Source organism: Bacillus sp. FSL R9-9834 (assembly GCF_038006905.1).
Lineage (GTDB): Bacteria > Bacillota > Bacilli > Bacillales > Bacillaceae_G > Bacillus_A > Bacillus_A pacificus.
The window spans coordinates 3861532-3883877 of the sequence record NZ_JBBOWD010000001.1 but is presented as its reverse complement, the minus strand read 5'-3'; the positions used below and the strand labels follow the sequence as shown (position 1 = coordinate 3883877).

At 35.0% G+C, this 22346-nt stretch carries 28 protein-coding genes, 1 pseudogene and 2 riboswitches; of the genes and pseudogenes, 16 read left to right on the top strand and 13 right to left on the bottom strand.

The genetic code is table 11. The features are described from left to right. Positions 1-17: 17 nt before the first annotated feature. From MKY00_RS20155 to MKY00_RS20145, 3 genes are all read right to left on the bottom strand, one after another. Positions 18-383, bottom strand: a complete 366-nt coding sequence (locus tag MKY00_RS20155; protein ID WP_000468015.1) for a DUF3915 domain-containing protein — start codon at positions 381-383, stop codon at positions 18-20. A gap of 196 nt (positions 384-579) precedes the next feature. After that, positions 580-798 carry a hypothetical protein gene (locus MKY00_RS20150; protein WP_000100486.1) on the bottom strand — a complete coding sequence of 73 codons (219 nt, stop codon included), beginning with the start codon at positions 796-798 and terminating at the stop codon, positions 580-582. A gap of 288 nt (positions 799-1086) precedes the next feature. Continuing rightward, positions 1087-1704 carry a nitroreductase family protein gene (locus MKY00_RS20145; protein WP_000180605.1) on the bottom strand — a complete coding sequence of 206 codons (618 nt, stop codon included), beginning with the start codon at positions 1702-1704 and terminating at the stop codon, positions 1087-1089. Between the two features lie 331 nt (positions 1705-2035). On the opposite strand from MKY00_RS20145, the gene MKY00_RS20140 reads away from it, so the two are divergent. The 4 genes from MKY00_RS20140 (at position 2036) to MKY00_RS20125 (ending at position 5779) form a co-directional block, all read left to right on the top strand. Beyond that, positions 2036-3328, top strand: coding sequence for a GGDEF domain-containing protein (locus tag MKY00_RS20140; protein ID WP_001023204.1), 1293 nt, complete (start codon positions 2036-2038; stop codon positions 3326-3328). Positions 3329-3418: 90 nt separating this feature from the next. Next, positions 3419-4558, top strand: coding sequence for a serine hydrolase domain-containing protein (locus MKY00_RS20135; RefSeq protein WP_000976136.1), 1140 nt, complete (start codon positions 3419-3421; stop codon positions 4556-4558). Positions 4559-4562: 4 nt separating this feature from the next. After that, a complete protein-coding gene (locus tag MKY00_RS20130; protein WP_000681096.1) occupies positions 4563-5441 on the top strand; it encodes an NAD(P)-dependent oxidoreductase in 879 nt (292 codons plus the stop codon). Positions 5442-5446: 5 nt separating this feature from the next. Then, positions 5447-5779: a DUF3909 family protein gene (locus MKY00_RS20125; RefSeq protein WP_000365614.1), complete on the top strand. Its 333-nt coding sequence runs from the start codon at positions 5447-5449 to the stop codon at positions 5777-5779. A 38-nt stretch (positions 5780-5817) separates the two neighbouring features. On the opposite strand, the gene MKY00_RS20120 is transcribed toward MKY00_RS20125, so the two are convergent. From MKY00_RS20120 to MKY00_RS20095, 6 genes are all read right to left on the bottom strand, one after another. After that, positions 5818-6093: a hypothetical protein gene (locus tag MKY00_RS20120; RefSeq protein WP_000054670.1), complete on the bottom strand. Its 276-nt coding sequence runs from the start codon at positions 6091-6093 to the stop codon at positions 5818-5820. Positions 6094-6397: 304 nt separating this feature from the next. Beyond that, positions 6398-6910: a 1,2-dihydroxy-3-keto-5-methylthiopentene dioxygenase gene (locus MKY00_RS20115; protein WP_000057307.1), complete on the bottom strand. Its 513-nt coding sequence runs from the start codon at positions 6908-6910 to the stop codon at positions 6398-6400. After that, on the bottom strand, positions 6888-7526 hold the full coding sequence (locus tag MKY00_RS20110; RefSeq protein WP_016718414.1) for a methylthioribulose 1-phosphate dehydratase: 639 nt from the start codon (positions 7524-7526) through the stop codon (positions 6888-6890). Before MKY00_RS20110 ends, MKY00_RS20115 begins: the two co-directional genes overlap by 23 nt. After that, positions 7523-8182 carry a 2-hydroxy-3-keto-5-methylthiopentenyl-1-phosphate phosphatase gene (gene mtnX / locus MKY00_RS20105; RefSeq protein ID WP_000027469.1) on the bottom strand — a complete coding sequence of 220 codons (660 nt, stop codon included), beginning with the start codon at positions 8180-8182 and terminating at the stop codon, positions 7523-7525. The genes MKY00_RS20110 and mtnX overlap by 4 nt, the downstream gene beginning before the upstream one ends. Then, positions 8179-9423, bottom strand: a complete 1245-nt coding sequence (gene mtnW / locus MKY00_RS20100) for a 2,3-diketo-5-methylthiopentyl-1-phosphate enolase (RefSeq protein ID WP_000014177.1) — start codon at positions 9421-9423, stop codon at positions 8179-8181. The genes mtnX and mtnW overlap by 4 nt, the downstream gene beginning before the upstream one ends. A gap of 64 nt (positions 9424-9487) precedes the next feature. After that, a riboswitch (SAM riboswitch) is annotated at positions 9488-9593 on the bottom strand. A 64-nt stretch (positions 9594-9657) separates the two neighbouring features. Continuing rightward, entirely contained in the window at positions 9658-10836 is a 1179-nt protein-coding gene (locus tag MKY00_RS20095; RefSeq protein ID WP_016718413.1) for a pyridoxal phosphate-dependent aminotransferase, read from the bottom strand. Positions 10837-10850: 14 nt separating this feature from the next. Here MKY00_RS20095 and MKY00_RS20090 point away from each other — a divergent pair, with 14 nt between their 5' ends. The 4 genes from MKY00_RS20090 to MKY00_RS20075 all read left to right on the top strand — a co-directional run bounded on the left by MKY00_RS20090 (position 10851) and on the right by MKY00_RS20075 (position 14466). Further along, positions 10851-11714 carry a carbon-nitrogen family hydrolase gene (locus tag MKY00_RS20090; RefSeq protein ID WP_029141189.1) on the top strand — a complete coding sequence of 288 codons (864 nt, stop codon included), beginning with the start codon at positions 10851-10853 and terminating at the stop codon, positions 11712-11714. A 72-nt stretch (positions 11715-11786) separates the two neighbouring features. Continuing rightward, positions 11787-11929: riboswitch (SAM riboswitch) on the top strand. A 91-nt stretch (positions 11930-12020) separates the two neighbouring features. Next, complete coding sequence (gene mtnK, locus MKY00_RS20085) at positions 12021-13202, top strand: S-methyl-5-thioribose kinase (RefSeq protein WP_016718412.1); 1182 nt, start codon at positions 12021-12023, stop codon at positions 13200-13202. After that, positions 13199-14254, top strand: coding sequence for an S-methyl-5-thioribose-1-phosphate isomerase (mtnA, locus tag MKY00_RS20080; RefSeq protein ID WP_016718411.1), 1056 nt, complete (start codon positions 13199-13201; stop codon positions 14252-14254). Before mtnK ends, mtnA begins: the two co-directional genes overlap by 4 nt. A 74-nt stretch (positions 14255-14328) precedes the next feature. Next, entirely contained in the window at positions 14329-14466 is a 138-nt protein-coding gene (locus MKY00_RS20075) for a YvrJ family protein (RefSeq protein ID WP_341035198.1), read from the top strand. Positions 14467-14520: 54 nt separating this feature from the next. Here the strand turns inward: MKY00_RS20075 and MKY00_RS20070 are convergent, their stop codons facing one another. Then, entirely contained in the window at positions 14521-15297 is a 777-nt protein-coding gene (locus MKY00_RS20070) for a 3-hydroxybutyrate dehydrogenase (protein WP_061183914.1), read from the bottom strand. Between the two features lie 195 nt (positions 15298-15492). On the opposite strand from MKY00_RS20070, the gene MKY00_RS20065 reads away from it, so the two are divergent. The 5 genes and pseudogenes from MKY00_RS20065 to MKY00_RS20045 all read left to right on the top strand — a co-directional run. Continuing rightward, positions 15493-15825 (top strand): PadR family transcriptional regulator, encoded by a 333-nt coding sequence (locus tag MKY00_RS20065; RefSeq protein ID WP_000107991.1) that lies wholly within the window; start codon positions 15493-15495, stop codon positions 15823-15825. Further along, positions 15825-16589, top strand: a complete 765-nt coding sequence (locus tag MKY00_RS20060) for a DUF1129 domain-containing protein (protein WP_016718409.1) — start codon at positions 15825-15827, stop codon at positions 16587-16589. Before MKY00_RS20065 ends, MKY00_RS20060 begins: the two co-directional genes overlap by 1 nt. Positions 16590-16605: 16 nt before the next feature. Beyond that, a complete protein-coding gene (locus MKY00_RS20055; protein ID WP_016718408.1) occupies positions 16606-17367 on the top strand; it encodes a DUF1129 domain-containing protein in 762 nt (253 codons plus the stop codon). A gap of 22 nt (positions 17368-17389) precedes the next feature. Beyond that, positions 17390-18055 carry a DUF1129 domain-containing protein gene (locus tag MKY00_RS20050; RefSeq protein WP_016718407.1) on the top strand — a complete coding sequence of 222 codons (666 nt, stop codon included), beginning with the start codon at positions 17390-17392 and terminating at the stop codon, positions 18053-18055. 74 nt (positions 18056-18129) lie between these two features. Then, positions 18130-18300 (top strand): annotated as a pseudogene (locus MKY00_RS20045) (DNA-binding protein); the annotation flags it as partial. Between the two features lie 15 nt (positions 18301-18315). Here the strand turns inward: MKY00_RS20045 and MKY00_RS20040 are convergent. Next, positions 18316-18933, bottom strand: coding sequence for an ImmA/IrrE family metallo-endopeptidase (locus MKY00_RS20040; protein WP_016718406.1), 618 nt, complete (start codon positions 18931-18933; stop codon positions 18316-18318). Positions 18934-19092: 159 nt separating this feature from the next. Between MKY00_RS20040 and MKY00_RS20035 the strand changes: the two genes are divergently transcribed. The 3 genes from MKY00_RS20035 to MKY00_RS20025 all read left to right on the top strand — a co-directional run bounded on the left by MKY00_RS20035 (position 19093) and on the right by MKY00_RS20025 (position 21259). Then, positions 19093-19386 (top strand): DUF3928 family protein, encoded by a 294-nt coding sequence (locus MKY00_RS20035; protein ID WP_000288328.1) that lies wholly within the window; start codon positions 19093-19095, stop codon positions 19384-19386. Positions 19387-19494: 108 nt separating this feature from the next. Beyond that, positions 19495-19944 (top strand): NUDIX hydrolase, encoded by a 450-nt coding sequence (locus MKY00_RS20030; protein WP_000540524.1) that lies wholly within the window; start codon positions 19495-19497, stop codon positions 19942-19944. 139 nt (positions 19945-20083) lie between these two features. Further along, on the top strand, positions 20084-21259 hold the full coding sequence (locus tag MKY00_RS20025) for an acetyl-CoA C-acetyltransferase (RefSeq protein ID WP_000552083.1): 1176 nt from the start codon (positions 20084-20086) through the stop codon (positions 21257-21259). A 28-nt stretch (positions 21260-21287) separates the two neighbouring features. On the opposite strand, the gene MKY00_RS20020 is transcribed toward MKY00_RS20025, so the two are convergent. After that, a complete protein-coding gene (locus MKY00_RS20020) occupies positions 21288-22040 on the bottom strand; it encodes an AAA family ATPase (protein WP_016718405.1) in 753 nt (250 codons plus the stop codon). A 10-nt stretch (positions 22041-22050) separates the two neighbouring features. Then, positions 22051-22320 carry a hypothetical protein gene (locus tag MKY00_RS20015; RefSeq protein WP_016718404.1) on the bottom strand — a complete coding sequence of 90 codons (270 nt, stop codon included), beginning with the start codon at positions 22318-22320 and terminating at the stop codon, positions 22051-22053. Positions 22321-22346: the final 26 nt, after the last annotated feature.

Here is a 22346-nt window from a genome sequence, read left to right as displayed (position 1 = left end):
GAGGATAAGGAACAGAATTAGATAGCGATAGCAACGATATCAGTTGGGCATACACGTAAAATACCAGTAAAAGTATTACGGTTTTGATTGTTCTTATCGTCTTTATTGTTATCTTTGTTGTCTTTGTTATTACGAGCTAAAGCAGAGAAAAGAGCAACACCGTTAGCGAAACCTTCAAAAATTACATTGTTGAAAGTGCCATTACCTCTAATGCTTAAAAGAGAAAGCTCTGTTCCAACTGAAATATTAGCAAGTACGTTACATACAGCTGGTTGTTGTGGTCTAACTACTTCTCTCTCTTTCTCTTTCTCATGATGTCTGCACTCTCTTTCATGATGATGACAGTCTCTAAAGTTATCACAGCATCCAAATGATCCAAACATAATCCTCATCACCCCCTTCACACTTATAATCTATGTAAGTTCGGTAGTGAGTGACTGGACAGAGAGTGGAATTTTTTCTAGGGGAATTTCTCATTTTAAAAGACTAGCTGGGTGTTTATTACGGAATGATGTTTAAAATAGGATAGATATCACAAAAAAGTGCAAAGACCACCGAAATGAATGAAATAGGTAGCCTTTACACTTTTTTGCTTTTATATAAAACGATGATATATACAGGAAGAGCTAACAGTAGCGGTACAATGGATCGTGCAGTATGTTTTTCTGATTCTAAGTGGAATGCTTCTTCTTTTGGGAATTGTAAAACTGAAATGTTTGCAGCATCGCCAATAAAATATAGAAGCAGTACAGTTACTATGTAACATAAAAGTGCAATAAAGCTTCCGTATGAACTCAATGAAAATCCCTCTCTTGTTATCTATTTGTTATCATTGTATCATAATTGTAACAAAAACACACGGTTATATTTCGATACTTTAACAAAATTCGACACAAAACGTCATTTATGTGTATGCGAATAGCATGAAATTTACTGTTTTTATGTGCGGATGTCGAATCATACATTTTAGTATTACGGATGTGTGACAGAATAAAAAAGAAACGAAGGTAATGAAATTACCTTCGTTTCTTTTTTATTCGTATGAAAGGGCAGTAAGACCCTCACATTGATTCAAGTTTCACTTTATTATTTTGCCCATTCACTCACTTGTTCTACGCTCATTCGTGGTGCAGGGTGGCCTTTTAAAGTTGATTCACCAATTGTAATAAGCATAATTGGTACGTAGCGAGATGAAACATTGAATTCTTCTGTAAGTGCTTGTGGGTTGAAACCACCAATCGCACAAGTATCCCAGCCAGTTGCTTTAGCTGCAAGCATAAGTTGCATTGCTGCTAAAGATGCATTTGAAAAGGCTGCATCTCTTGGGAATTGCTCACGTGCATATGCAGACTCAATATTTTTAGCTAAGCGCTCTTTTGCTTCTTCTTTCATAAATCCTTGTTCTACAATTGGACCATAAACTTGTTCAACATTTTTATAAGCTTCTAAATCACCTAAAATAGCGACTACAGCAGAAGCATCAAGAATTTGTTGTTGGTTATAAGCAATTGGATGTAATCGTTTCTGTACATCTTCACCTTGGAATACGAGGAATTTCCAGTGCTGTAAGTTCCAAGCAGAAGGTGCTTGAGCAGCTCCCTTTAAAATCTCGTGTAACTCTGTAGATGAAATTTCTTTCTCTGGGTTGAATGCACGTGTAGATGTGCGTTCATATAGAACATTAAAAAAGTTTTCGTTTGTCATTATATATCCTCCAAATTACATATCAAATTATGAAAAAAACAAATGTAATATATTCTACTTACATTTTGTAAGTTATCGAATTTAAGAATATAATATCTTTATTTTAATTGTCAAGTTTTAAAGCGGAAGCTAGGGCATTCATACAAACGATACAATTCCTATAATCATACACTAAAAAAGGAATTTATAGAGTGAAAAATGAAGAGAACATTCTCAATTAGCTTGTTAACATGTATCCCTCACTCATTAAAGTTTTTAGAGAACAGTTTTTTATAAAATGTTTGTGAGGAATTCTGTAGAACAAGATATATGAAGTGAGTGAAGACTAGTGATGAACATACTACATTTTTTATTAGAAAATACGGTTTTCCAAAATGTATTACAAGATCTTCAGTTAAATGTCCTTTATATAGAAAATGGATGCACGCATCAACAAACGATAGAAAATATCCATCCAAAATGTATGTTTATAGCAAATAGTTTTGAAGAAGGCGAAGTATTATTTCAGAGGACTAAACCACATATTGTAATTATGTATGTAACAGATTTTTCTCAAATAAAATATATAAAGAATATGTATAATCCACAGAGTACATTTATTGTCATTTGGGATCAACAAATAACAAGCGAGTTTGCAGAGGTGCTTACGTTAGGAATACGTAATATTGTGATAGCCCCTGTGACTCCACAAATGGTGTTAGAGGAAGTAAATAAAAGTTTATATCAGCTTTCTTTAGTGCGGCAAGTAAGTTTGCAACAAGAACTACTTCAAACGATGTTTGATTTTCGAAATGATCTATTATTTATAGTAGAAGACGATGAGATTGTTGATTGTAATACAAATTTTTTAGAGTTTTTCGGATATGAAAATTTGTTTGCGTATCGTGAGCAACATTTAGTATTTGCTGAACATCTTATTAGAGAAAATGGATACTATTCAACAACTCATGATATAACATGGTTAGATGATACATTATCATATGATAGAAGAATTAAGATGTCCAACTATGAAGGGGAAGTATCAACTTTTTTATTGCGTGCGACACCATTGCCAGAAGATTTATCAAGATTTATTGTGAAGTGTACAGAGATTACCGAATTAGATGAAATCTATCAAGAACAAGAAAGACTTGCTATGATAGATTCGTTAACAGAGATTTATAATCGTTTGAAATTCCAACAAATACTCGAGGCAGAATGGGATAATGCGATGCGTAATAATGAAAACATAGCACTTATTTTATTTGATATAGATAATTTTAAAGCAGTAAATGACACGTATGGCCATGATTTTGGTGACTTAGCATTAATTGAGCTTGCAGAGCTCATGAAATCTAAAGTGGAGCAGCAACATGTATTTGCTAGGTGGGGAGGAGAAGAATTTATTATTTTAGTAACGAATACGGTAGAAAAAGAAGCATTTCAAGTTGCGGAATCATTACGATTTTTCATTGAAACAAAGCAATTCTCAGGAATTTCGAAATTAACAGCGAGCTTTGGAGTTGCATTATATGAAAAAGGGATTACAAGAGAAGAATTAATGCAACGAGCGGATATTGCATTATATGAAGCGAAAAAAAATGGGAAAAATCAAGTGTGTGTATATAGAAAAGAAAAAAAGTGATTTTTCGCAACAAATTGTTGCGATTTTTTTTTATTACTTGATAATAGAGTGTAGGGGGGATTTTGAACGAAGGAATTATGGAGGAACAATATGATGAAAAAAATAATGATGATAGTTTCAATATGTGCTGTAGTTTGTGGAGGAGTATACTATTTTCTCTATAATCCTAATATAAAGGAAAGTAAAGAATTAACAACTAAGGTGAATCCTGCTGTTGAATCAGAAGTACAAGAGAATATAGAAGAAGAAAAAAAAGAAAAGCAAATTGATTATGCTAGCATATCTCAAAAATTAGATCAATATTTAGTCGGAAAGCAATTCAATGGAACAGTTTTGGTAACAGATAAAGAGCATGTTATATTGAATAAAGGATATGGGTATGCTGATGTTCAAAATAAAATAGAAAATACGCCTCACACAAAATATCGTATCGGTTCTATTACGAAAACAGTTGTGGCTACATCTATTTTACAACTGCAGGATCAAGGGAAGCTAAATATTCAAGATAATGTAAATAAATATATTCCTTCATTTCCGGAGAATAAAAATATTACGTTATATCATTTATTAACGCATACCTCTGGTTTACCTGAACACGCAAAAGGCAATGTTAATGCTGCCTCCCGTTTACAGTTAATGAATTGGATTGGACGTCAAAATTTAGAATTTCCTGCAGGAACAGGTTGGAGATATACAGATTATAATTATATGGTGCTTGCCTATATAATAGAACATATATCGAAAAAACCTTTAGGAGATTACATAAAAGAAAATATATTTATAAAAGCAGATATGCATGAATCTGGTATGGGAAATATGGTACCTGGAGATAAAAATTTCACAAAGGGTTATGTGAAAAAAAATCAAGAGCTTGTACCAGCGCAGAAGGTAGGCATGGATTGGCTATATGGTTGTGGTGAGATGTATACGACAGTTGGAGATATGAAGAAATTAGACGAAGCAATTATAAATGGGAAACTTCTTTCTGAACAAAGTATACAAGCGATGTTTTCACCTTCAACAGAACGAAAATATGCATTTAGTTTTTACATATATCCGGATTATTTTCATAACCATGGTGTACTATCTGGGTGGAATACTTTCAATAATTTTAATAAAGAAAAAGGGACTTTTGTTATTTTATTTTCAAACGTGAAAAATAGTATGGATGATGACTTTAATAAAGATTTCCGAAAGATGGTAAGTGATTTATTAGAACAAAGGGGATGAGAAAATGAAACATAAAAATGTATCAATTGGTTTCATTGGTATTGGTGTAATGGGAAAAAGTATGGTGCGTCATTTAATGCAAGACGGTCATACAGTATATGTATATAATAGAACAAAATCGAAAACAGACTCTTTAGTGCAAGATGGTGCAAATTGGTGTGATACACCGAAAGAGTTAGTAAAGCAAGTTGATGTTGTAATGACTATGGTTGGGTATCCACATGATGTAGAAGAAGTGTACTTTGGGATAGATGGAATTTTGGAGAATGCAAATGAAGGCACAATCGCAATTGATTTCACGACATCTACACCAACATTGGCAAAACGTATTAATGAAACTGGAAAAAGTAAGAATGTATATACGTTAGATGCACCTGTATCTGGAGGAGACGTTGGTGCGAAAGAAGCAAGACTCGCAATTATGGTCGGTGGAGAGAAAGAAATATATGATAGATGTTTACCGTTATTTGAAAAACTAGGAACAAATATTCAGTTGCAAGGGCCTGCTGGAAGTGGACAACATACAAAAATGTGCAATCAAATTGCGATTGCTTCCAACATGATTGGAGTATGTGAAGCTGTTGCTTATGCGAAAAAGGCTGGATTAGATCCTGATAAAGTATTGGAGAGTATTTCAACGGGAGCAGCAGGTAGCTGGTCATTAAGTAATTTAGCTCCTCGAATGTTAAAGGGAGATTTTGAACCAGGTTTTTATGTAAAGCATTTTATGAAAGATATGAAGATCGCGTTAGATGAGGCTGAAAGATTACAATTACAAGTACCAGGTTTAAGTTTGGCGAAGGAATTGTATGAAGAGCTAATAAAAGATGGGGAAGAAAATAGCGGAACACAAGTGTTATACAAAAAATACGTAAGGGGGTAAATGAGATGGATCTTCAAAAATTTGATGAGATGATTGATACTGTACAAAGAGCAACATGTATACAAATTAATGAAAAACAAAAAGAAGCTTTTAAACAAAAATATGATTTTGAACCGAATTTCGAATATGGAAGAGATGAGAAAGGGCATTACGTTATTCGAACTTCAAAAAAGATGCTAGAAGAAATGGAATTTTATTTGGCATTGAAATATGATCGAGATGGAGTTGACCTTTACATGGAAGCGGAGATTGATGGTATATATCATGTATCTGTTAGCTATAGTGAAGACGCTTTGCATCTACAAGAATTGTTTCAATTTCTAGAAGAAAATAAATAAAAGTCCTCATTTGAGGACTTTTATTTTTAATTTTGTAATTATAAGCTAGAAGCCCGGCGGCATCGTTCGATTGGGAATGGAATCACTTGCGCGATGTGATTAGGACCAAATTGTTTTGTACGAGCATGGCGTACTATATAAAATGCACAGAGAATTGAAACAGGAATAGCACCGAATAAACCAAAAAGTAAAGCGCTTACACAAGATGCAACAAAACCTAAAACACCAACTTCTAACTCTTCCATAATAGCTCCTAGAATAATAGGAAGTGCTCCACACGTAACCCCTAGTATAAGTGCGATAAGTAAACTCATGATTATCCCCCTCTGTTTGCGATTTTCTTTTCCTTCTTAGCTAATTGTAGTATATCATATATAAAACAGAATTTTCAGAAAAAGTTCAAAAAAAGTTCAATAAATGTTCAAAAAGTCTTAATAAATATACTTGAAAAATTGAAGGGAGAGATTGTACTGAAAAGAAGGAATAATACGGTTAGAACCATAAAAAATCAGGCTTATTTCAAAATGAAATAAGCCTGTTCCATAGGAGGATGTATATATGTAGAGTGAATAAAAGGTTGGAAAAGGGGGTCCAAGGCCTTTTATTCAACTAACTACCTTAATAGATTGGAACCCAGCCTTCAGTTGTAACAAAAATACGAATAGCTACAACTTGACGATCATCTTGCAAGGTAAAATAATGTCTTGCATTTTCAGGAACAGATATGAGATCGCCTGGCTCAAGTTCAACGTCAAAGAATGTCCCATCTTTTCCTTCAATGGCAAAGATGCCATGACCACTAACAATAAAGCGAACTTCATCATCAGTATGATGGTGTTCTTTTTGGAAATTAATTAATAGTTCGTCAAGGTTAGGTGTGCTATTTGAAAGTGAAATTACATCATGTGCTTTATAACCTCGGCGTGATGAAACATCAGCAATTTCTTTTGAAAACACAGCTAATATTTCAGCTTTGTTTTCATCTGTTAATGAGTAATTTTCTTTTAAATGAGTAGGAAGTTTGGAAATATTCCATTTCTCATATAAAACGCCTTCCTCTTGTAGAAATTTTGATACTTCCACTTCATTTTCAATGCGAGTATTTATTTCATGAATACGAATTTGCGCCATTAGAAACGCCTCCTTGAATTGATAATAGTTTTATATGAAATTGGAATAAAAACTCATAAGCTTCTAATCTTTTCTTTGCATCAAAGCTATCTCGGCCCCATACGGTAATACCATGGTTACGGATTAATACTGCCCCCGAATCTCCTTGTATATGCTTGCGGAAGTTTTCTCCAAGCGTTGGGATATGGGCATGGTTTTCGATAATAGGAATGTTTATTGTTGCACCTTCTTCCCAAATATCGAGAGCTTTAATAATTTCTTGATTTTGAAGTGTGACTGCATCACTATATAAATTTGTGATAACATTGTTATCGATTGTATGAACATGAAGGACGCATCCAGCATTCGTATTGTTATAAATATGTGTATGCAAGATTGTTTCTGCTGAAGGACGTAATTCAGTTTCTAATACGGGAACCCCTAGATGATCTACTAATAGAAAATCATCTGGAGTCGTTTTTGTTTTATCTTTACCACTTGCTGTAATGAGAAAAGTGAGTGGTTCATGACTAACCTTTATAGAAATATTACCACTCGTTGCTGGAAACCAATTTCGTGTTGTTAATTCTTTTTTTATCTCGCTTAAGTCATACCATTGACGAAAAAGTTGTTTCATAATTTCACCTCCAACAAATGTTTTAATTCGTTTTGAATATCGTGAAACGATTCAAATGGTGTATAAGAAATATGATTTTCTTCACATTTTGTAATAAGGAAGTCACGAGCGAACACTTTATCCGCTTGTTTCGCAGCTTGTAAATCAGTAATTGAATCTCCGATTACAATATGGAAGTCATTTGTATTACTTAATTTACGGATGAGTGATGATTTACATAATCCGCAATGATTTTGACAATGATGATCACAAGGATGAGGCCAATTCACCGTAATGTATTCATTTGAAAAATCTGTTTCATTACAGTAAATTTGCTCTTTCGGAATGAGTCCTTGTAAGAGTGGATAGACGAAGAAATCCATTCCACCTGATATAACATAAAAGGAAATATTATTTTTATTTACAAATTGTATAAATTCATGAAAACCATTACGGATTTCAGCAGTCTCTATTAAAAATTGAATAATTTCATCGTGCAGATTAGTAGGTATGAATTGAAATAATTGAGAAACACCTTCTTGAATAGATAGCTCTTGTGATAAAATTCTATTCTTTACTTCTTCAGCTTCTGGTGGTGCAAATTTTTCCATAATGGACATAATGTTATCATTATTTGTAATCGTGCCATCGAAATCACAAAATACTTGAATACTCATAATTTCACCTCATGAGAGGGATTTCCCCATATTTGTAGTGCGCTATGCAAATTTATGTCATCTACTTCATGGAGTGGTTTATTTTGCAAAGTAGCATCAATTGCAGCACGGAAAGCTTTACCGCCGCCCTGCGCCCCATTTGGATGTCCATGTATTCCGCCACCAGCATTAATAACAACATCTTTACCGAAATCTCGTACAATAAAGGGAACGAAACCAGGGTGAATACCAGCAGACGGAACAGAAAAGCTCTTCTTGAAAAATGAATCGCCTTCAGTTAAATATTTTGAGATAGCAAGAGCTTCCTCTTTTTCTAGCGCAACACTTCCGTATGGAGATGGGAATAATGAAAAGTCAGCCCCAGCATAACGGAGTAGCTTTCCGAGTAATAATGGAGATGAAACTCCATATAACTTGGATGCGGAATAAGCACCACTTACAGCAGGGTGTGCCATAATAGGAAGCGGGATTTCATCATCTTCTGCAAGTGATTGTAGTACATCTAGTCCGTAAGAGAATACGTTAAATAATAGAATATCAGCTCCAGCTTGCACTGCACGTTTCGCATTTTCTTTTAAATCAAAAGTTCGTCCTGTTAAATTTACGGCATATAACGTTTTATGTCCGTACGTTTCATATACGGATTGTAAAACTTCTTTTCCAGATACGATGCGTTTCGTAAGTGGTGTTAATGCATTTTCGAATAATATCTCATCATCTTTTACGATATCTACACCACCAATTGCTTGATCGCGTAATTGCGTTTTTAAATACCCAATATTTCGTCCAATCATTCCTTTAAAAATACTCATTAAAAGAGGACGATCATGTACTTGTAAAAGATTTCGAATACCATCTATCCCGAATTTTGGACCAGGAAACTGTTTTTTTAATTCGTCTGAAAAAGTTAAGTCAATTAATTTTACTTCGCCATCAAGTGATAGCTTTCCAAATGTAGTCGTTAAAATTGCTGGTAAATCTGGACTGAAATTTAATAACGGATATTCGATTTTAATAATTCCGCGTTTCACTTTTTTACGTAAATACGAATTGGTATGTTCATGTGCAGCTAATTCCTCAACATGAATGACGTTGCCTTTATGCTGCTTTAATTGTTCTTGCAATAAATGTGGCAAATGAGTCCAAGAGCCAATTGTTAAACCGAGTGCAATTTGCTCAGCTTTTTTTTCTAAGTTATGTGAATCATCATGGATTAAATATGTCGCTATAATTCCGCTCATTGTTATAACCTCCTAGTTAAATAAAAAAACCTCTCAGCTAAGGAGAGGTTTTTTTACAACCAGCTCCTTATCTGTCAGCGTAATGCTGCGAGAATTAGCACCGTGTCTACAATTGTAGATCGGTTGCCGGGTTTCGTCGGGCTCGTCCCTCCACCTGCTCTTGATAAGAAGTATTTAGAAATGTTTAAATTTTTAAGATAACTGAATTTTGTCAGATATTTTTCATGTTGTCAATTACTTTTTGAAAAAATTTAATTTATCAATTCGATGAATGGCTTCTCTTAACCTATCTTCTGTATGTAAGAGACCAACACGGACATACCCTTCGCCATGCTCACCAAATCCAACACCAGGAGCAACTGCGACATGTGCTTTTTCTAGTAAAATATTAGAAAATTGCTCAGAAGTATATCCTTTTGGAACAGGAAGCCATGCAAAGAATGATCCTGTTGGAATGTTTACATTCCAACCAATTGAGTGACAAGCTGAAATAAGAGCGTTTCGTCGAGATTCGTAACTATTTACAAGGTCTATTACGCAAGACTGTGAACTTAATAGTGCTTCGCGGGCGGCATCTTGAACTGCACCGAAGATGCTAACATACATATGATCTTGTAATAGGTTGATTGTTTCAATCACACTTTCATTCCCTACAGCAAAAGCGATGCGCCAGCCAGCCATATTAAAAGTTTTCGATAATGTGTAAATTTCGATTCCTGTATCTTTGGCACCGTCTGCTTGTAAGAAACTAACTGGCTTTTGACCGTCGAATCCTATAGCACCATAAGCAAAATCATGAACAACTAATATATTGTGTTTATTGGCAAAATGAATCGTTTCATCAAAAAAATCTTTTGATGCAGTAGCACCTGTAGGATTATTTGGATAGTTTAAAAACATTAATTTTGCACGCTCGGCAATAGAATCATCAATTTTCGCATAATCTGGTAAAAAGTTATTTTCTGCAATAAGTGGCATTGTTTCAAATTTTGCTTTTGCTAAAGCGACACCTGATAAATAATCTGGATAACCTGGATCGGGAACGAGAATCGTATCACCAGGGTTTGTAAAGCAAACTGGTAATTCTACTAATCCAGCCTTTCCACCAAACAGAATAGCAACTTCAGTTTTCGAATTTAATTCTACGCCGTATTCACGTTGATAGAATGTTGCTACAGCTTCTTTTAAGCTTTCGTGTCCGCGAAATGGCGGATATTTATGATGAATGGTCTTTTCAGCAGCATCTTGCAAAGCTTTTACGATATGCTGCGGTGTTGGTTGATCTGGATTACCTTGACCTAGATTAATAACATCGTGACCAGCTGCAACGACTTTGTTAACTTTTGCAACAAGTGAAGCGAAAAATTGTGTTGGCAATGATGTTACTATCTCAGAAGGTTGAAATGATTTCATACTTTCCACCTCTTTTGAAAGTTGTTACAATTCTAGTGACAAATGATATAATCTTTCCAGTATTTTGTAAAGAAAAAAATGAGAATGGGGCTGAAAAAATGAAAGTCGCATGTATTCAGATGGATATTGTCTTTGGAGATGTAGAAAAAAATATTGAGAATGCTAAAAATAAAATAAGCGAAGCGATGAAGGAAAGACCAGATGTTATCGTCTTACCAGAACTATGGACAACAGGTTATGATTTAACGAGACTCTCTGAAATTGCAGATAGGGATGGATTGGAAACGAAAGAAAAGTTGATAGAATGGTCGAAACAATATGGTGTACATATTGTTGGTGGTTCTATAGCAAAGCAAACGGAGCAAGGTGTTACAAATACAATGTATGTTGTAACGAATAAAGGAGAACTAGTCCATGAATATAGTAAAGTGCATTTATTTCAGCTTATGGATGAACATAAATATTTAATCGCTGGAAATCGTACTGGTGAATTTAAGTTAGATGATGTAGAGTGCGCTGGCACAATTTGCTATGATATTCGTTTTCCGGAGTGGATGCGCGTTCATACTGCTAAAGGTGCAAAAGTTTTATTTGTTGTAGCTGAATGGCCATTAGTTCGTTTAGCACATTGGCGTTTGCTATTACAAGCAAGAGCAGTTGAAAACCAGTGTTATGTTGTAGCATGTAATAGGGCAGGGAAGGATCCAAATAATGAGTTTGCTGGCCATTCTTTAATTGTCGATCCTTGGGGCGAAGTTGTTGTAGAAGCAAATGAAGAAGAAGCAATTCTATTTGGAGAGCTTACATTCGAGAAAATTAAAGAAGTACGCAAAGGAATTCCAGTTTTTGCGGATCGACGTCCAGAATTATACAAATAAAATGTTGACAAGTGATTTTTATTCTTGGTATAGTCTTCAACATAAAGTTAAAAATTCTAAAAAATTATACAACTCTTATCAAGAGCAGGTGGAGGGATTTGGCCCGATGAAGCCCAGCAACCGACCGTAATACCATTGTGAAATGGGGCGTTTATTTACGCCAAAAGGCACGGTGCTAATTCCAGCAGAAAGTAAAACTTTCTGGCAGATAAGAGGGGAGAAGATAAACTTCAAACCTCTTTCTTAGTGGAAAGAGGTTTTTCTACGTCAGAAAAACCTCTGAATATAAAAAAGGGGGAGAAGACGATGGGATATTATGCATTAACTGAAACAGCAGCTATACAATATGCGAAAGAACACGGTTATTTTGAAAAGAAAGCAAATGTAGTTTGTCATGAAATTGGAGATGGAAATTTAAATTACGTGTTCAAATTAGATGATGGAGAGAAGTCTATTATAATAAAACAGGCACTGCCATATGCGAAAGTAGTTGGTGAAAGCTGGCCGTTATCTATAAAAAGAGCGACAATTGAAAGCAAGGCACTGAAAATTTTTGCGAAGTATGTACCGGATTATGTTCCGGTAGTGCACAGTCATGATGAAGAGTTAGCAGTAACAGTAATAGAAGACTTATCAAGACTAACAATTACAAGAAAAGGATTAATAGATGGAGAAGAATATCCACTTTTATCCCAACATATCGGTCGTTTTCTAGCAAATGTTTTATTTTATACTTCAGATTTCGGTTTACAGTCAGAAGAGAAAAGGGGACTAGAAGGTACATTTGTAAACCCAGATCTCTGCAAGATTACAGAAGATTTAGTGTTTACAGATCCGTTTGGCCATTACGATACGAATGATTATGAGCCGGAATTACAACTAGCGGTTGATGAATTGTGGAGTGATAAAACTTTAAAATTAAAAGTAGCACAATATAAATATAAGTTTTTAACGAGAAAAGAAGCACTTATTCATGGTGATTTACATACTGGTAGTATTTTTTCATCACCTTCTGAAACGAAAGTGATTGATCCGGAGTTTGCAACTTATGGCCCATTTGGATTTGATCTTGGTCAATTTATTGCAAATCTATTATTAAATGCTCTATCTAGAGAGGAAGAACAGAGAAGTGTGCTATTTTTCCATATTGAGAAAACATGGAGCTATTTCGTAGACACTTTTACAAAGTTATGGATTGGAGAAGGTGTAGAAGCATATACGAAAGAGAAACAATGGTTGCCGATTATTTTGCAAAATATTTTTACGGATGTGGTCGGATTTGCTGGATGTGAGCTTATCCGAAGAACAATTGGCTTAGCACATGTAGCTGATTTAGATGAAATAGCAAATAAAGAAAAGAGAATTCAAGCCAAGAAACAAGCTTTATACTTAGGTAAAGAACTAATAAAATATGAATCTAAAAACGCTGATATTCAACTGTTCCGAACATTATTTCAACAGACAGTTTCTGGAGGGGTAAAAGCATGAGTACAATTGTTACGATTCCGAGGTCTGTCAGTTGGAAAGGGGATGCTATTGCAGTATTAAATCAAACAAAGTTGCCGCATAGCACAGAATATAAAACATTAACGACGATTGAAGAGGTATGGAAAAGTATTGTCATGCTAGAAGTACGAGGAGCACCGGCAATTGGAATTGTAGCTGCATTTGGCTTGGCGCTTGCAGCAAAAAAATATACTACTTTACATATTGAAGAATTTCAAAAGAAGTTTAATAGAGATTGTAATTATTTGGGAACGTCACGCCCGACAGCAGTCAATTTATTTTGGGCAATCGATCGTATGAGAGAATCTATTCAAGAAATTACTACAATAAAAGAAGCACAAAAAATATTAGAAGAAGAAGCGCTTCTCATTCAGCAAGAAGATGAAGCAGTATGCAGGAGTATTGGAGAACATGCATTATCATGTTTTCAAGATGGTGATAACATTTTAACGATTTGTAACGCTGGCAGTATTGCAACTGCTAAATATGGTACTGCACTAGCACCGTTTTATATTGGGAAAGAAAAAGGTGTACATTTACATGCATATGCATGTGAAACGAGACCAGTTTTACAAGGCGGGCGTTTAACGACTTGGGAATTAAAACAGGCAGGTATTGATGTAACGCTTATTACAGATAATACGGCAGCTCATGCTATTCAAACGAAAGAAATCAACGCAATTATTGTAGGAGCGGACCGGATTGTCGCAAATGGAGATACAGCAAATAAAATCGGAACAATGAATTTAGCTATATTAGCAAAGTACTTCGGTATCCCATTCTACGTTGCAGCTCCGTTATCGACATTTGATATTACGAAACAAACAGGAGCTGAAATTGTTATTGAAGAAAGAGATGAAACAGAAGTTACGAAAATTTTTGGGAAACAAGTAACGCCAGTTGGAACTACTGTTTATAATCCAGCATTTGATGTAACGCCAAACGAATTAATTACAGGCATTATTACTGAGCGAGGTATTATACGTGGAGATTATAAGCGAGAAATTGCATCATTATTTGAAAAAACAAGCTAATACATAATAGCTTGTTTTTTTATGCCTAAATGTGTTCTTTTCTCTTATTTATATAATGAAAGGAGGGAAAAAGAATGGAAGAGTGGATCAAGATGATAGGTAATGTAGGGTTTCCGATTGTTGTAACATTATATTTACTCCATCGAATTGGAAGCAAATTAGATGGGGTAATTGTTGCAATCGAGAAACTCCCTAAACAATTACTAAAGTAGGAAGATCCCCGGGATAAAAAATAAAGTTTGCTCTTCGTGAGCAAACTTTATTTTTTATTGAGCAGTATAACCACCATCGATAACGACAGCTTGCCCGGTTATACCTTTCGCTTTTTCGCTCGCTAAAAAGATTGCATAATCAGCGATTTCTTGTACTTGTAATAAGCGTTTTTGCGGTACAAGTGGATAAATGACTTCCTCCAAAACATTTTCAAGTGGTACATTTCGTGTAGTAGCTAAGTCTTGTAGTTGATTACGTACAAGAGGGGTATCGACATAACCAGGACACAGTGCATTTACAGTAATACCATGCGTAGCGCCTTCTAAAGCAGCAACTTTTGTTAATCCAATTACACCATGTTTCGCGCTATTGTAGGCGGATTTCCCTGCAAATCCAACGAGGCCATTAATGGAAGCGACATTAATAATTCGGCCATACTTTTGCTTTTTCATAATCGGAAAGGCATGTTTAATGGCGATAAATGGAGCGATTTGCATGATTTTAATGAGGAGCTCGAATTTTTCGGTTGGAAACTCTTCAATTGGTGAAACGTGTTGCATGCCTGCGTTATTAATTAATATGTCTAATGAACCGAAATGATTAACAGTTTGGGAAATGGATGCTTCTATTTCTTCTTCGGATGTAACATCACATTTTAAGCCGATAGCTTGAAAGCCCTCTTTTTGTAGTTGTTCAGCAGCTTCTTTTGCACGTTCTTCAAGACGATCGGTAATAACAACTTTTGCACCTTCTTTTGCAAAAGCGTTTCCCATTTCATAACCAATACCACTTGCAGCACCTGTTAAAAAAACAACTCGATTTGTAACCATGATGAAAAACATCCCTTCGTAATAAAGTTCTCCTATTGCTCTATTTAGAGAGTGGATAATAAAAATCCTGCAAAGATTTGGAAAAATATCGTTAGCTATCTTGTTTTGCAAAATAGTCTCTGCTATACTATTTTGTAAAGCAAGATACTTACGCTTGTCTATCTTGTAAAACAAGATAGTGGGAGGATTTGAATTATGTCGACAAGTCAAATGCTGAAAGGGATTTTAGAAGGATGCTTACTTGCTATTATTTCTGAAGGTGAAATATATGGTTATGAAATGAGTGAGAAGCTAGCAAAGTATGGCTTTACAATGGCAAGTGAAGGCAGTATTTATCCGTTATTAATACGAATGCAAAAGGAAGGACTTATAACAAGTGTAATGAAGGAATCCCCATCTGGTCCAAAACGGAAGTATTACACGTTAACAGAAAATGGCGAAGATGCACTAGATGAATTTATGGATCGCTGGGAAGCGATGCAAAGTAGTGTGGAACGTCTACTTGAAGGGAAGGGGAGAAGAAAATAATGCTATCAAATGAAGCGCGAAAGTTTTTATTAGATATGAGATTGTTTTTGACTGCAAAGAGTGTGAAAGAAAGTGATATTGAAAGCTTTATCGAAGACGCAGAACTTCATTTAATAGAAGGTGAGAGTGATGGGAAAAGCGTAGAAGAAATTTTCGGAAGCTCACCGAAAGAATACGCAAATGAACTTGTAAAAGTGATGGAAAGAGATAGACAGGAAACGTGGAAGCAAATTGGTTTTACAGTAATGAATATCGTATCGTTTTGGATTATTGCTTCTATCCTAATAGTGAATAACGGATTATTACAGATGTCACTGATTCAGTGCGTGGGGTATAGTTTGTCATTGATTTTAGTTGTTATAGGTCCTAATTTTCTACTTCGCAAAATGACCTTCGTAACAAGTTTTACAAAAACGTGGTTTTCTATGTGGTTTTTAGTTATGATCGCGCCAATGTTTTTAATGGGGGTTGTTACGGTATTAGATGTGGTCTATCCAACAAAACTGTTTATATTCACTCAAATGCAAAGTTATATATTAGCTGGTGGGATTTTTATTATTACAGTAGCGATAAATATATATTTTGATGGATGGTTTAAAAACTTATATTTAATCATTCCACTTTCAATTATGTTACTGTTTAAAACATTTACATCAGAAGATCTCGTGCCGATGTTATTTCAAATTATATGTTTATACGGAAGTTTGTTTATTTTAATTTTCCTTGAAATTATGATGAAGACGAATAGAAGAGAGACGGTTTAATAAAGGAGGGATTATTATGAAGATTTCTAAAGAAGGGGAAAAGTTTTTAATTGATACGAAAGTATATTTAATAACAAAAGGGATTAAAGAAGAAGATGTGGATGCTTTTCTAGAAGATGCAGAACTTCATTTAATAGAAGGTGAGAAGGAGGGAAAGACAGTAAGTGATATATTTGGTGATTCGCCAAAAGAGTATGCAGAAGAATTAGCGAAAGAGATGGAGAGGGATAAAGGCGGGAGTATAAAGACTATTTTAGGAATGATAATTGGAATAGGGGGATATTGGTTACTTACAAATATTTTATTTGAAAGCCCAAATCATGAATTTACATTAACGAATGTACAATTAATTGGATACCCAATTGTTTTAATGATTACGATTGTAGGAATTATATTTGCTTTTAAAATGTCATCATTTAAGAGTAAAATAAAAGAATTTAGCATTATTTATGTAGCAGCATTGCTACCGATTTTATTACTAATATTATTGATGTTTATGAATAAATGGTATGGGACACCTGTATTACAATTAACGACTATACAAAGTTATATACTAGCTGGAGTTATCTTGTTAGTACTGTTAATTGGGGAAGCATACATACTTGGCTGGATTGGGATATTAACTGTTATTGTCCCGCTATTCATTATGTTTGTATTTAAAGGATTGGGAGAGAAAAATCCATACTGGGGAATCTTAGAGTCGTTACTTCTGTACGGAAGTTTATATGTATTAATGCGATGGTCTTTCAAAAATGAGGAGAGAAAAAGTGTGCACTAGTAATTTGGAAGGAGGGAATATGATGCTTTCTCAAGAGTCACGAGATTTCCTTGCAAATACAGGTACTTATTTAACTGCAAAGGGAATAAGCGAAAAAGATATTGAATCCTTTTTAGAAGATGCAAAATTACATTTAACTGAAGGGGAAAAAAGGGGTAAGAGTGTAAAGGATATATTTGGTGATTCACCAAAGGAATATGCAAATCAACTTGTAAAAGAAATGCAAGTTGATTATAAACGGAATTTAGGATGGCTAGCTACAGCTGTTATGAGTATATTATGTTATTGGACTATTCCAGATCTTTTATTTCGAAACTTAAATGAACCTTATACCATTTCTTTAATAGGATTAATCGGATATCCGGTTATCTTACTGTTAATGATTATGGGAGGGGTTTTATTTTTAAGAGGTGCTAGTTTTCAAAGGAGTATGTTGAAAAAAGGCTTACTGCTATTTGGAGCAGTAATACTCACTTATTTACCAATATTAATAATGTTCTTAAAGGGTTGGTACAGTTTTCCTTTATATGAACTCCCTCAATTAGGAAGATATTTAATTGGAGGAGTTATGCTATTGATAACAACGATTGTGAATGTTCGGTCTCTTGGTTGGATTGGTTTACTTGTTTTAGGAATCCCAATTTTTATGATATTTATGGTTGAACAAATAGTAAGAGTGTATTTCTAAGGAGAAGCTCTAGAAATAAAAAGGATAAGCATATATGTAAATTATATTTATACTGCATATTGTAAATATTATGATATATGTTGTTCTTCGGTTTAATAGGAAAGTGGCTGCTCTGGATATGCAAAAAAATATTTCCAAAGAAATATTATATAGAGATTTTTAGAGTAATTGTATTTATGTTTAGTTGTATATTTGCATCCGTTGCAGCCGGAATTTGGTTTGTTGATTGGAATATATTGTTTTAAACAGTAACAAGAGCGTTACTGTTTTTTTCTTTGCAATAAAGAACTTTGTAAAGAGAGTGCTTTTTGTTCGTTCGTTAATAGGGATTGAATATGGACATTTTCAGGACGAGGTACGATAGGGTACATAAGATTTGTTGGAGAAGGATGGTGCTCCGAGCCAGTTGGGGAATGAGGATCAGCGTGAGTAAGTTTTCCGTGAACACGTCTTGTAAATAAAATATGACCGATTTCGTGAGCGAGCGTATATATATTTTTCATGGGGGCAGCTGAATTTGTTAAAACGATATAACCAGTAAGTTGCTGTTGTTTCGCTAAAGAGTAAGCACAGGCAATGACTGCTGTTTCTTTGAAATAATCACTGCCAATATAACAAATATAAAGGTCGCATTCAGGAGCTTCATTCACACATGTTTGGAAAAAGGATGCTAATTTTTCCTGACTTTGAATAGAATTTTTATAACTAATTTCGCGGTCAGAAAAACGAAAAAGTTCATTTAAAATAATTACTTCTTTAATTTGAAATGTAATCGGGTGCCAAATTGACTCTGCAACTGCTAAATCTTTTGCGATACGATCATTAGAAATATCGGCGCCTGGCGTAATGCAAATACATATATTGACGTATGGATCCATAAGGAACACCTCAACTGAAAAATTCTTCCTATAATATATGTTGGGAAAAGACTCTATGTATGGATAACCGCCTTGTTTATTACAAGTCGAAAAAATTTCATAGTTCTATAACGTAGTGTGATCATCTTTTTGATATAGTAAAGAAAAGGGGGAGAATATATGTATACATTAAAAATCGTTTCAGACAGAGAGGCTCTTTATCAATTTGCAAGTTATGTAAGAGTTGTGCAAGGGGTAGAAGATGTATATGTAGAGGTGGGAGAACCTTTATATGAACATCCATTAATGAAATTTTATGTACATATTAAGCTTGAAGAAACATATGAGCAACAGAAAGCGTTACAAGAAATAGCAAGATTAGTAGAATTAGGACGTTTTACATATGTCCATTATCGTAATGATGAAATTGAAGAAGCTTTTGAAGCTGTAAAATATGAAAGTTTTAAGAAATAAAGGTGAAAAAAGGAGGCGAAAGCTTCCTTTTTTTCTTTAAAATTACATCAACAAAAGGAGAAAAATTTTGTTATGATAAGGAAGGGTGAGGAAAGGAGAGTTTACATATTGGGGTATATTGAAGAGTTACGCAAAGTCGTTGGTACAAGGCCGCTTATTCTAGTAGGGTCAGCAATTATTATCTTAAATGATAATCAAGAAGTATTGCTTCAATATCGTTCAGATACATATGATTGGGGTGTACCTGGCGGGGCGATGGAGCTAGGAGAAACGACAGAAGAAACTGCTCGCAGAGAACTGTTTGAAGAGACGGGACTAAATGCGAAAATTATGCAATTTATCGGGGTTCTTTCGGGAAAAGAAGTGTACTTCCAATATCCAAATGGAGATGAAATTTTTAATGTCATACATCTGTATCAGGGGCATCATGTGAGCGGAGAATTAAGGCTTGACCATGAAGGATTACAGCTTCAATATTTTCCGGTAGATAAGTTACCGAATTTGAATAAAACAACAGAGAAGATTTTACAGAAATTTCTATATGCATTAACAGAATAGAAGGTTAATTCCTTCTATTTTTATTATATTAAATATTTTGATTTTTTAGTATGTTTATAGTATGATGGGTGTAGACATACATCTTATGGAATTTCACCTAAAAACTGACTAGGGTACATAAGAGAGGGGCAAGTGCAAAATGCATAATGTTGTTATTACAGCTGCAGTTCGTTCGCCAATTGGAACTTTTGGGGGAGCGCTAAAAAATGTAACGCCAGTAGAATTAGCTGTTCCTGTACTTCAGGAAGCTGTAAAACGAGGCGGGGTAGAACCACACGAAGTTGATGAAGTGATTTTAGGTCATTGTATTCAAAGAACTGATGAAGCAAATACGGCGAGAACGGCTGCATTAGCGGCAGGATTTCCTGACACAGTTACGGGCTATACAATCCAACGCCAATGTTCTTCAGGTATGCAAGCAATTATGTCGGCTGCAATGCAAATTCAATTAGGTGTAAGTGAAGTTGTCGTTGCAGGTGGAGTAGAAGCAATGAGTTCAAGCCCTTATGCATTGAAACAACACCGCTGGGGACAACGTCTACAACACGGAGAAATTCGTGATACGGTGTGGGAAGTGTTAGAAGATCCGATTCACCATATTATGATGGGGGAAACAGCGGAAAATTTAGTTGAACAATATGAAATTACAAGAGAGGAACAAGATGAAGTTGCGCTTCGCAGTCATACATTGGCGCTAAAGGCAATTGAGTCTGGATACTTTGACGATCAAATTGTTCCTATTACGATAAAAGAACGTAGAAAAGAAGTAGTATTTTCAAAAGATGAACATCCACGTGCTGATATTACAGCAGAAAAATTAGCTGGATTAAAACCAGCTTTCCGTAAAGACGGTTCAGTAACTGCAGGGAATGCATCTGGCCTGAATGACGGAAGCGCGGTTTTAGTATTAATGAGCGAAGAAAAAGCGAAAGAAAAAGGCTTACAACCGTTAGCTAGAATTGTTGGGTATTCAGTAGCTGGAGTAGATCCGAAAATTATGGGTATTGGACCAGCACCAGCAATTCGTAAAGGATTAGAAAAAGTAGATTGGTCATTAGAAGATGCAGATTTACTGGAAATTAATGAAGCTTTCGCTGCGCAATACTTAGCTGTAGAGAAAGAATTAGGTTTGGATCGTGAAAAAGTGAATGTAAACGGTAGTGGTGTAGGACTTGGACATCCAATCGGTTGTACAGGAGCTCGTATTACAGTAAGTTTAATTCATGAATTAAAGAGACGCGGATTAGAGAAAGGAATTGCCTCTCTATGCGTCGGCGGCGGTATTGGAGTAGCATTATTTATAGAAGCACTATAAAAAGAAGCAGCAATCGCTGCTTCTTTTTTTACGACTCAAATAGATGATGGAATAATCGATCGCGATTTTCAAAGAAAAGTTTCGTCGTTTGGTAATGCTCGGTGTCTTCTAAGGCGGATTCGTGAATTCCTTCTTGTGTTAAAGAGTATATAGTGGATTCAGGATAAGCCATTAAAATAGGAGAATGCGTCGCAATAACAAATTGTGAACCTTGTTCCGCTAGTTCGTGCATTCGAATGAGCATAGAAAGTTGTCTCATCGGTGATAGAGCGGCCTCGGGCTCATCTAAAATGTATAAACCTTGTCCTGAAAAACGATTCATAAATAAGGAGAAGAATGACTCACCATGTGATTGTTCGTGTAGTGAGGTGCCACCATATGAGTCAATAATTGGATTTCCACGTGCTTCTGAATCGGCATCCATTTCATCAATATAAGAAGCAACGTTATAAAACGATTCAGCGCGAAGAAAGAAACCGTCGTTTGGTGTATTGAAACTTTTGGAAATTCGAAGGTATTCATGTAAAGATGAATGTGAATCGTTTGTGCTAAAGCGGAAGTTTTTTGTTCCACCTTCTGCATTAAATCCTAAAGCAATTGCAATCGCTTCGAGTAATGTTGATTTACCCGTTCCGTTTTCTCCAATAATGAATGTTACATTTGGGTGGAAAGCTAGTGATTGTAATGTTCGGATAGCGGGTAAACAGTAAGGATATACGGAAAAACTAGGGATATTTTCTTTTTTTAATGTGACATTTTTTAAAAAAGGTACGTCAATCAATATAGAAACCTCAATTCATAACGGATTTTGATTCTAAAAAAGCAGCAAATACAAGTGTAAGACAGCTTGTGGCGAAAATTGTATACTGAAGTGCGCCAAAACCGAGACCTTCCCAATCGAAAGTCATCCTCTTCCATATAAAAATGAAAAGAACGCTCATAAAGCCAACGAAAGCGGGCGTGTATTTTATAATTTTTAAATGATTCCATAGAAAAAATCCAATGTATGTACTTAAAAACAAGATAAAGAGAACAAGAAAAAAGACAAGTGTTAATGACACATGAACCCCTCCTTATTTTCTGAATA

What these genes read in the sequence shown, in the direction of transcription:
- MKY00_RS20065 (WP_000107991.1), top strand. Translation starts at nt 15,493, where the DNA reads ATGTCGACAAGTCAAATGCTGAAAGGGATTTTAGAAGGATGCTTACTT.
- mtnK (WP_016718412.1), top strand. Translation starts at nt 12,021, where the DNA reads ATGGGATATTATGCATTAACTGAAACAGCAGCTATACAATATGCGAAA.
- MKY00_RS20055 (WP_016718408.1), top strand. Translation starts at nt 16,606, where the DNA reads ATGAAGATTTCTAAAGAAGGGGAAAAGTTTTTAATTGATACGAAAGTA.
- MKY00_RS20025 (WP_000552083.1), top strand. Translation starts at nt 20,084, where the DNA reads ATGCATAATGTTGTTATTACAGCTGCAGTTCGTTCGCCAATTGGAACT.
- MKY00_RS20155 (WP_000468015.1), bottom strand. Translation starts at nt 383, where the DNA reads ATGTTTGGATCATTTGGATGCTGTGATAACTTTAGAGACTGTCATCAT.
- MKY00_RS20035 (WP_000288328.1), top strand. Translation starts at nt 19,093, where the DNA reads ATGTATACATTAAAAATCGTTTCAGACAGAGAGGCTCTTTATCAATTT.
- MKY00_RS20115 (WP_000057307.1), bottom strand. Translation starts at nt 6,910, where the DNA reads ATGGCGCAAATTCGTATTCATGAAATAAATACTCGCATTGAAAATGAA.
- MKY00_RS20130 (WP_000681096.1), top strand. Translation starts at nt 4,563, where the DNA reads ATGAAACATAAAAATGTATCAATTGGTTTCATTGGTATTGGTGTAATG.
- MKY00_RS20110 (WP_016718414.1), bottom strand. Translation starts at nt 7,526, where the DNA reads ATGAAACAACTTTTTCGTCAATGGTATGACTTAAGCGAGATAAAAAAA.
- MKY00_RS20050 (WP_016718407.1), top strand. Translation starts at nt 17,390, where the DNA reads ATGCTTTCTCAAGAGTCACGAGATTTCCTTGCAAATACAGGTACTTAT.
- MKY00_RS20075 (WP_341035198.1), top strand. Translation starts at nt 14,329, where the DNA reads ATGGAAGAGTGGATCAAGATGATAGGTAATGTAGGGTTTCCGATTGTT.
- MKY00_RS20120 (WP_000054670.1), bottom strand. Translation starts at nt 6,093, where the DNA reads ATGAGTTTACTTATCGCACTTATACTAGGGGTTACGTGTGGAGCACTT.
- MKY00_RS20125 (WP_000365614.1), top strand. Translation starts at nt 5,447, where the DNA reads ATGGATCTTCAAAAATTTGATGAGATGATTGATACTGTACAAAGAGCA.
- MKY00_RS20070 (WP_061183914.1), bottom strand. Translation starts at nt 15,297, where the DNA reads ATGGTTACAAATCGAGTTGTTTTTTTAACAGGTGCTGCAAGTGGTATT.
- MKY00_RS20060 (WP_016718409.1), top strand. Translation starts at nt 15,825, where the DNA reads ATGCTATCAAATGAAGCGCGAAAGTTTTTATTAGATATGAGATTGTTT.
- MKY00_RS20040 (WP_016718406.1), bottom strand. Translation starts at nt 18,933, where the DNA reads ATGGATCCATACGTCAATATATGTATTTGCATTACGCCAGGCGCCGAT.
- MKY00_RS20095 (WP_016718413.1), bottom strand. Translation starts at nt 10,836, where the DNA reads ATGAAATCATTTCAACCTTCTGAGATAGTAACATCATTGCCAACACAA.
- MKY00_RS20145 (WP_000180605.1), bottom strand. Translation starts at nt 1,704, where the DNA reads ATGACAAACGAAAACTTTTTTAATGTTCTATATGAACGCACATCTACA.
- mtnA (WP_016718411.1), top strand. Translation starts at nt 13,199, where the DNA reads ATGAGTACAATTGTTACGATTCCGAGGTCTGTCAGTTGGAAAGGGGAT.
- MKY00_RS20135 (WP_000976136.1), top strand. Translation starts at nt 3,419, where the DNA reads ATGATGAAAAAAATAATGATGATAGTTTCAATATGTGCTGTAGTTTGT.
- mtnW (WP_000014177.1), bottom strand. Translation starts at nt 9,423, where the DNA reads ATGAGCGGAATTATAGCGACATATTTAATCCATGATGATTCACATAAC.
- mtnX (WP_000027469.1), bottom strand. Translation starts at nt 8,182, where the DNA reads ATGAGTATTCAAGTATTTTGTGATTTCGATGGCACGATTACAAATAAT.
- MKY00_RS20140 (WP_001023204.1), top strand. Translation starts at nt 2,036, where the DNA reads ATGAACATACTACATTTTTTATTAGAAAATACGGTTTTCCAAAATGTA.